The sequence below is a fragment of the Burkholderia sp. MSMB1498 genome, assembly GCF_001526245.1.
Taxonomy (GTDB): Bacteria; Pseudomonadota; Gammaproteobacteria; order Burkholderiales; family Burkholderiaceae; genus Burkholderia; species Burkholderia savannae.
This window is the reverse complement of record NZ_LOYJ01000056.1, coordinates 29771-36856: the sequence shown is the minus strand read 5'-3', so window position 1 is coordinate 36856 and position 7086 is coordinate 29771. Positions and strand designations below refer to the sequence as shown.

General features: G+C 71.0%; 6 protein-coding genes. All 6 read left to right on the top strand.

The genetic code is table 11. The annotated features are described in order from the left end of the window. Nucleotides 1–2 precede the first annotated feature (2 nt). The 6 genes from WS91_RS10585 (at nucleotide 3) to fabD (ending at nucleotide 7086) form a co-directional block, all read left to right on the top strand. Nucleotides 3–1067 carry an NAD(P)-binding domain-containing protein gene (locus WS91_RS10585; protein WP_059670262.1) on the top strand — a complete coding sequence of 355 codons (1065 nt, stop codon included), beginning with the start codon at nucleotides 3–5 and terminating at the stop codon, nucleotides 1065–1067. Further along, entirely contained in the window at nucleotides 1064–2545 is a 1482-nt protein-coding gene (locus tag WS91_RS10580; RefSeq protein WP_059670243.1) for a hypothetical protein, read from the top strand. Before WS91_RS10585 ends, WS91_RS10580 begins: the two co-directional genes overlap by 4 nt. Further along, entirely contained in the window at nucleotides 2542–3798 is a 1257-nt protein-coding gene (locus WS91_RS10575; protein ID WP_059670242.1) for a diaminopimelate decarboxylase, read from the top strand. The genes WS91_RS10580 and WS91_RS10575 overlap by 4 nt, the downstream gene beginning before the upstream one ends. A gap of 29 nt (nucleotides 3799–3827) precedes the next feature. Then, nucleotides 3828–5687 carry an AMP-binding protein gene (locus tag WS91_RS10570; protein ID WP_059670241.1) on the top strand — a complete coding sequence of 620 codons (1860 nt, stop codon included), beginning with the start codon at nucleotides 3828–3830 and terminating at the stop codon, nucleotides 5685–5687. A 64-nt stretch (nucleotides 5688–5751) separates the two neighbouring features. After that, nucleotides 5752–6183 carry a hypothetical protein gene (locus WS91_RS10565; protein WP_059580258.1) on the top strand — a complete coding sequence of 144 codons (432 nt, stop codon included), beginning with the start codon at nucleotides 5752–5754 and terminating at the stop codon, nucleotides 6181–6183. After that, nucleotides 6184–7086: an ACP S-malonyltransferase gene (gene fabD, locus WS91_RS10560; protein ID WP_059670240.1), complete on the top strand. Its 903-nt coding sequence runs from the start codon at nucleotides 6184–6186 to the stop codon at nucleotides 7084–7086.

The following is a 7086-nucleotide window of genomic DNA, read 5'->3' as shown; positions in this document are numbered from 1 at the left end:
TCATGGACGATCTCATCTATCAAGACGAACATGCGTCGCTGCAACCGCTCGAAGGCCTGACCGTGAGCGTGATCGGATACGGCATTCAGGGCCGCGCGTTCGCGGCGAATCTGCGCGACAGCGGCGTGTCGGTGCGCGTCGGCAACATCGACGACCGCTACTTCGAGCTCGCGCGCGCGGAAGGCCATCGCGTGACGGGCATCGCCGAGGCGGTCGCGCACGCGGACATCGTGCTGCTGCTGATTCCGGACGAGGCGCACGGCGCGGTGTTCGATGCCGGCATCGCGCCCAACCTGCGCGAAGGCGCGCTGCTGTGCGTCGCGCACGGGCACTCGCTCGTGCAGGGCGACGTGCGCCCGCTCGCCGGGCGCGATCTCGCGATGCTCGCGCCGCGCATGTACGGCGATCCGATCCGCCGCTACTATCTCGCCGGGCAGGGCGCGCCCGCTTACTTCGACATCGTCGCGGACCACACCGGCCGCGCGCGCGAGAAGGTGCTCGCCGTCGCGCGCGCGGTCGGCTTCACGCGCGCGGGCGTGATGGCGCTCGGCTACCGGCAGGAGACGTTCCTCGATCTGTTTCAGGAGCAGTTCCTCGCGCCCGCGCTCGTCGATCTCGTCGAGGCAGGGTTTCAGGCGCTCGTCGAGCGCGGCTTCAATCCGAAGGCCGCGCTGCTCGAAGTCTACGGCTCGGGCGAGATGGGCAAGATGATGCTCGACGGCGCGGATATCGGGCTCGACGAAGTCGTCGCGCTGCAAGGCTCGCCGACCTGCCAGGTCGGCTATCACCGCTGGCGCGGCCGCACGCTGCCCGCCGCCGTGCGCGAGCTCGCCGCGCGCGTGCTCGATCAGATCGACAGCGGCGACTTCGCCGCCTATCTGAAGGAACATGCGTCGAACGACTACGCGTCGCTCGACGCGGCGCGCCGCGCGGTGCTGAAGCGGCCGCTCAACGTGACGCACGCGCAAGTGCGCGCGGCGTTCCGCTTCCCGACCGAGAGCGCGGGCGGGCTCTATCAATCGACGGCGGCGGCCGCCGCCGACGCCGAGCCGGAGATCGCACGATGAGCGCCCGGCGTCTTCTCGTCGGCGCGACGTTCACGGCGTCGCCGCTCGATCCGCTGCTGCGCGCGCAAGGTTTCGACGACGTCGCGTTCACGCGCTACAACCAGCTTTTGCAAACGCTCGTCGCCCCCGATCCGCGGCACGCGGGCGACGCGACGCTGCTGCTCGTGCGGCTCGCGGACTTTGTGCGTCACGAAGCGGGCGAGCGCGCGCAAACGCCGGACGCGCTCGCCGCGCTGCTCGCGCAGCGTGCGCACGCATGGCTCGACGCGCTCGCATCGTTCGGCGCGAACCGTGCGGCGCCGTCGTGGATCGTCGTGCTGCCGTCGCCCGCGCTCGACGCGCGCGGCGCGAATCTCGCCGATGCGTGCCGACGGCTCGAACACGCGCTGCTCGGCGTGCCCGGCTTGCGCGCGCTCGACTGGGCCGACTTCGCCGCGTCGAGCGCGATCGCGCAGCCGTTCGATCCGGTCGCGGACAAGCTCGGCCACGTGCCGCTGACGATCGAGGGATTCGCCGCGTTCGCGCGGTGGCTCGCCGAGCGCGTGCGCGGCGAAGCAAGCGAAACGACGCGTGCCGCGGCGAACGCGAACGATACCGCACGCGCCGAATTGGCCGCTGTTGCGAGCGCGCACGCGCCCGCCGCCGCCGCCGAAGCCAGCGCCGTCGAAACCCGCGCCGCCGACACGCCGGCCTGCGTGCGCGCAAGCGCCCATTCGCGAGCCGCCGCGACGAGTGCGCACGCCCCCGCGCTCGGCGGGGCCACCGGGGCCGCCATTCAAACGAACACCGCCGCCACGCACGACGCCGCGCCGCCGCACACAGGCTCGCCAGCCGGCGGCACGACGGCCGCGGCGCCCGCGCCGTCGCTCGCCCGCTTCTTCGAGCGCCTGCAACTGCGCGTCGCGAGCGTGGCGCTCGACGACGAAACGGCGCTCGCGAAAAGCGCGCGCCTGAGCCACACGGCCGCGACGTTCCACCTGAGCGGCCGCCCGTATCTCGAAGCCGACCTGCTCGACGCGATCGCGCGCGACGCATGCGGCCTCGCGCTGACCATCGCCGACCGCTTCGGCCAATACGGCTGCAGCGGCTTCGCGCTCGTGCGCGCGGAGGCCGGGCTGCCCGTTCTCGCCGAATTCGTGCTGAGCTGCACGGTGCTCGGCAAGCAGGCCGAGCACGGCGTGCTGCTCGCGCTCGCGCTCGCGGCGCAACGCGCCGCGCTGCCGGCCGTCGCGCTCGACTACGTGCGCACCGACGGCAATCAGCCGGCCGTCGAGTTCGTCGACGCGATTGCCGCACAAGCAGGCGTCGCCGTCGAGCGAAGCGGCCCGCGCGCGCGGCTGCGCATCGCGCCCGCCGCGCTCGCCGACGCGGTGCTCGCCTGCGCGAAAGCGCCTCACGCGCTCGCGTCGAGCGCGCAGGCGCTCGACCTCGCCCCGCTCTTCTTCCGTTCAACCGCTTACCCGACCGCCCACCGATGAACGCGAACCCCGACGCCTTCAACCCATCCCGCGCCGCACCGCCCGACGACTGGTGGGCGCGCGACAGGCTGCACTACCGCGACGGCGCGCTGCACTTCTGCGGCCGCAACGTCGCCGAGCTCGCGGCCGCCTTCGCCGAACCGCTCTTCCTGTACGACCCGCAGCGCGCAGTCGACAACGTCGAACGCCTGCAACGCGCGCTCGGCGGCCTGCAAGGCGGCGACTTCCGCGTCTATTACGCGATGAAGGCGAATCGCTTTCGCCCGCTGCTGTCCGAGCTGCGGCGCTCGCCGGTCTTCGGCATCGACGCGTGCTCGCCCGAGGAATTGCGCGAAGCGCTCGCGTGCGGCTTCGCGCCCGAGCGCATCTCGTACACGGCGCACGGGATGATGCCGGACGAAGCGGCCCTCCTCGCCGCGTTGCCCGGCGTGCACGTGAACTGCGACACGCTCAGCGCGATCGCGCTGCTCGGCAGCCGCTCGCCCGGCCGCGAGATCGGCATCCGCGTGAATCCCGGCGTCGGCATCGGCTACGGCGACAGCGAACGCCTGAGCTACGCGGGCGCGAACGTGACGAAGTTCGGCATCTATGCGGAGCAGTTCGGCGCGGCGCTCGAGCTCGCCGCGCGGCACGGGCTCGCCGTGACGTGGCTGCACTGCCACGCGGGCTGCGGCTACCTCGATGCGCAACTCGCGTCGTTCGAGCGCGTGCTCGACGCGCTGGACGCGTTCGTCGCGCGCGTGCCCGGCCTGCGCGGCGTCAACCTCGGCGGCGGGCTCGGCCTGCCGCATCGCGCGACCGACGGGCCGCTCGACCTCGAGCGCTGGCGCGCGGCCGTGCACGCGCGCTTCGGCCGCCGCCCGCTCGCGCTCGCGATCGAGCCCGGCGATTTCATCGCGAAGGACGGCGGCATGCTCGTGCTGCGCGTCGCGTACGTCGAGCTCAAGCGCAACCGCCGCTTCGTCGGCCTGAACGGCGGCTTCAACCTCGCGATCGAGCCCGCGTTCTACGACCTGCCGTGCGAGCCCGTGCCGTGCGTGCGGCGGCCGGGCGCCGTGCAATCGGTGTGTCTCGCCGGCAACATCAACGAGGCGCTCGATGTGTGGGGCGACCACGTGAGCCTGCCGCCCGTCGAGCCGGGCGACTTCGTCGCGCTGCTGAACGCGGGCGGCTACGCGTCGTCGATGAGCTCGAACCACTGCCTGCGCGGACAGTTCCGCGAGCTCGCGCTGTTCGACGCCGCGCCGCATTGACCTCAACTTCAACGATAAGGAGCCCCAGCGTGTCCTCGCTTTCACGACAATTGAGCGATCTCGGCAGCCGGATCTTCACGAGCGCGCCGTTCGGCCCCGGCGTGTCGATGCAGAATCTCGCCGAATGGTCGTCGCTCGCGCATGTGCAACTGCTCGGCAAGGTCGCCGCCGAATTCGGCATCGACATCGGCCTCGAAGACGCCTACCGGCTCGACAGCTTCGAGCGGCTGCTGCATTACATCGAGCGGCAGCGCGGGCCGGCCGGCGACGCGCCGCCAGCGGGCGCAACGCCCATATCGGCCGCGGATACGGCCGGCGCCGCCCCCGCCACGATCGGTGCGCTGCTGCACGCGCGCGCCGACGCACTGCCCGACGAGCCGTTCCTGTTCTTCCCCGCCGACGATCGCGGCTACACGTATCGCGCGTTCCACGATCTCTCGCGCGCCGCCGCCGAAACACTGCACGCGCACGGGTTGCGGCGCGGCGACCGGCTGTCGGTCGTGCTGCCGAACGGCCCCGAGTTCCTCGCGTACTACTTCGGCGCGCATCTGCTCGGCGTCGTGTCGGTGCCGATCAATCCGGCGTTGAGCGCGGCCGAGTGTGCGTACATCGTCCGCAACAGCGGCGCGAAGCTCGTCGTGTTCGACCGGCGAATGACGAACCTGCGCGACGCGGTGCGCGCCGAGCTCGGCGACGATGACAGCGCGCGCCTCGCGAGCGCCGACGCCGCGTCCGGCTTCGGCCTCGAAGCGCTCGCGGCGGCGGCCGAGCACGCGACGATCGCCGCCGATCCCGATCTCGCCGCCGACGACGACGCGAGCATCCTCTACACGTCCGGCACCACGGGCCACCCGAAAGGCGTGGTGCTGTCGCACCGGAACCTGCTGGCCGACGCGCGCGCGCTCGCCGACTGGTTCGCGTTCGAGCCCGGCACGCGCACGATGTGCATCCTGCCGCTGTTCCACAACAACGGCCAGGTGATCACGCTGCTGTCGCCGCTGATCGCGGGCGGCAGCTCGGTGATCCTCGAAGGCAAATCGGCGCTGCCGTCGTTCTGGAAGCTGATCGACGCGTATCGCGTGAACTGGACGAGCGTGATGCCCGCGTTCCTGTCCGCGTTCCTCGAATACGGGCTCAAGCGCACCGACGGCACGCTGCGCGGCATCGTCTGCGGCGGCCAGGTGCTGCTCGACGAGGTGCGCAACCGCTTCGAGAGCGAATACCGCGTGCCGGTGTTCGAGGGCTTCGGCCTCACCGAGACGACATCGTTCGCGACGATGAACCGCCATCCCGCCGAGCGCCGCCGCTTCGGCTCGATCGGCGTCGCGCTGCCGTGCAACGCGCTGCGGATCGTCGACGCGCACGGCCGCGACGTCGCCGCGGGCGAGACGGGCGAGATGCTGATCCGCGGCGACAACGTCGCTGCGCGCTATCACGCGCGCGCCGAGCTCACCGCCGGGCGCTTTCGCGACGGCTGGCTGCACACGGGCGATTACGGCTACTGTGACGACGAAGGTCATTTCTTCTTCGCGACGCGCGCGGACGACCTGATCATCAAGGGCGGCGAGAACATCTATCCGGCCGAGATCGAGAACGTGCTGCACGGCTGCGCCGACATCGTCGAATGCGCGGCGCTCGGCGTGCCCGATCCGATTCTCGGCCAGGACGTGTGCGTGTACGTGAAGCTGCGGCCGTCGTCGACGCTCGGCAAGGACGACGTCCGCCGCCTGTGCGAAGGCCGCATCGCGCATTACAAGTGCCCGCGCCACGTCGTGCTGCTCAACGAGCTCGACGATCTGCCCGAGCTGCCGAAGGGCCCGACGCGCAAGATTCTCCGGCGCAAGCTGCTCGAGCACTTCGCGGCGCGGCGCGAACGGGAATCCGCATGACGCGCCGGGCCGCCGGCCTCGCGCATTTCACCGAACCGCATCGACCGACCATGAAGGAGACGCCATGAAGCTCGTACTGTTCCTGCATCTGATTTTCGTCGCCGCGTGGATGAGCTGCGTGATCGTCGAAGGCATCTTCGAGCACGCGATCGATCGGAGTCCGGAGCAGCGCGCGTTCATCTCGAAGCTGCACTGGGCCACCGACAAATACGTCGAGATTCCGGCCTTCACGATCGTATTGATCACGGGCGCGATCCTGCTCGCGCATCGCGCGCCGACGCCGCTGCTGCTCACGAAGGTCGCGTTCGGCACGCTCGCGATCGCATTGAACGCCGTGTGCGTGTGGATCGTCGTGCGCCGCAGGCATTACGCGGCGCGCGACGACTACGCGGCGTGGGAACGCATCGACCGCGTGCAGCACAAGCTCGGCGGGATCGTCGCGATCGCGATGCTCGTCGCGCTCGGCATCGGCGGCTACATGTTCGCAGGAGCATAAATGAAGGCATTGATTTTCCCTGGCCAGGGCTCGCAGGCGGCCGGCATGGGCAGCGATCTGTTCGAACGGCATCCGCGGATCGTCGAGCAGGCGGACGACGTGATGGGCCTGTCGGTCGCGCGCCTTTGCATCGACGATCCGGACGGCCTGCTCGCCGACACCCGCTATGCACAGCCGGCCATCTTCGTCGTCAACGCGCTCTGCCTCGCCGCCTGGCGCGACACGCACGACGACGCGCACGACGACGCGCACGTCTGGCTCGCCGGGCACAGCCTCGGCGAATACAGCGCGCTGCTCGCGGCGGGCGTGTTCGATTTCCGCACCGGGCTCGAGATCGTCAAGCGGCGCGGCGAGCTGTTCGCGTCCGTCGAAGGCGGCGCGATGGCGGCGGTCGTCGGCGTGAGCGCGGCCGAGCTCGGCCGCCGCCTGCGCGCGCGCGGCTTCGACGACGTCGACCTCGCGAACTACAACAGCGCCGGGCAAACCGTGATCGCGGGCCCGGCCGCATCGGTCGACGGCGCGGCGCGCATGCTCGACGCGTGCGGCGACGTCACCGTTCATCCGCTGAAGGTGAGCGGCGCGTTCCACTCGCGCTGCATGACGCCGCTCAAGCCCGAGTTCGACGCATTCCTCGCGCGCTTCACGCTCGCCGAGCCCGCGCGGCCCGTCGTGTCGAACGTGACCGCGCGCCCCTATCAGCCGCCCGGCACGCCCGCCGACTATCTCGTCGAGCAACTCGACCAACCGGTGCGCTGGCGCGACAGCGTCCGTCACATGCTGCGCTCGGGCGTCGACGAATGGGTCGAGCTCGGCCCCGGCCGCCGGGTCCTGACGCGCCTCGTCGACGCAATCCGGCGCGAACAGCCCGAACAGCCCGCCGCGCTGTCACCCGCATCTCTTTGA

What these genes read in the sequence shown, in the direction of transcription:
- WS91_RS10585 (WP_059670262.1), top strand. Translation starts at nt 3, where the DNA reads ATGGACGATCTCATCTATCAAGACGAACATGCGTCGCTGCAACCGCTC.
- WS91_RS10580 (WP_059670243.1), top strand. Translation starts at nt 1,064, where the DNA reads ATGAGCGCCCGGCGTCTTCTCGTCGGCGCGACGTTCACGGCGTCGCCG.
- WS91_RS10575 (WP_059670242.1), top strand. Translation starts at nt 2,542, where the DNA reads ATGAACGCGAACCCCGACGCCTTCAACCCATCCCGCGCCGCACCGCCC.
- WS91_RS10565 (WP_059580258.1), top strand. Translation starts at nt 5,752, where the DNA reads ATGAAGCTCGTACTGTTCCTGCATCTGATTTTCGTCGCCGCGTGGATG.
- fabD (WP_059670240.1), top strand. Translation starts at nt 6,184, where the DNA reads ATGAAGGCATTGATTTTCCCTGGCCAGGGCTCGCAGGCGGCCGGCATG.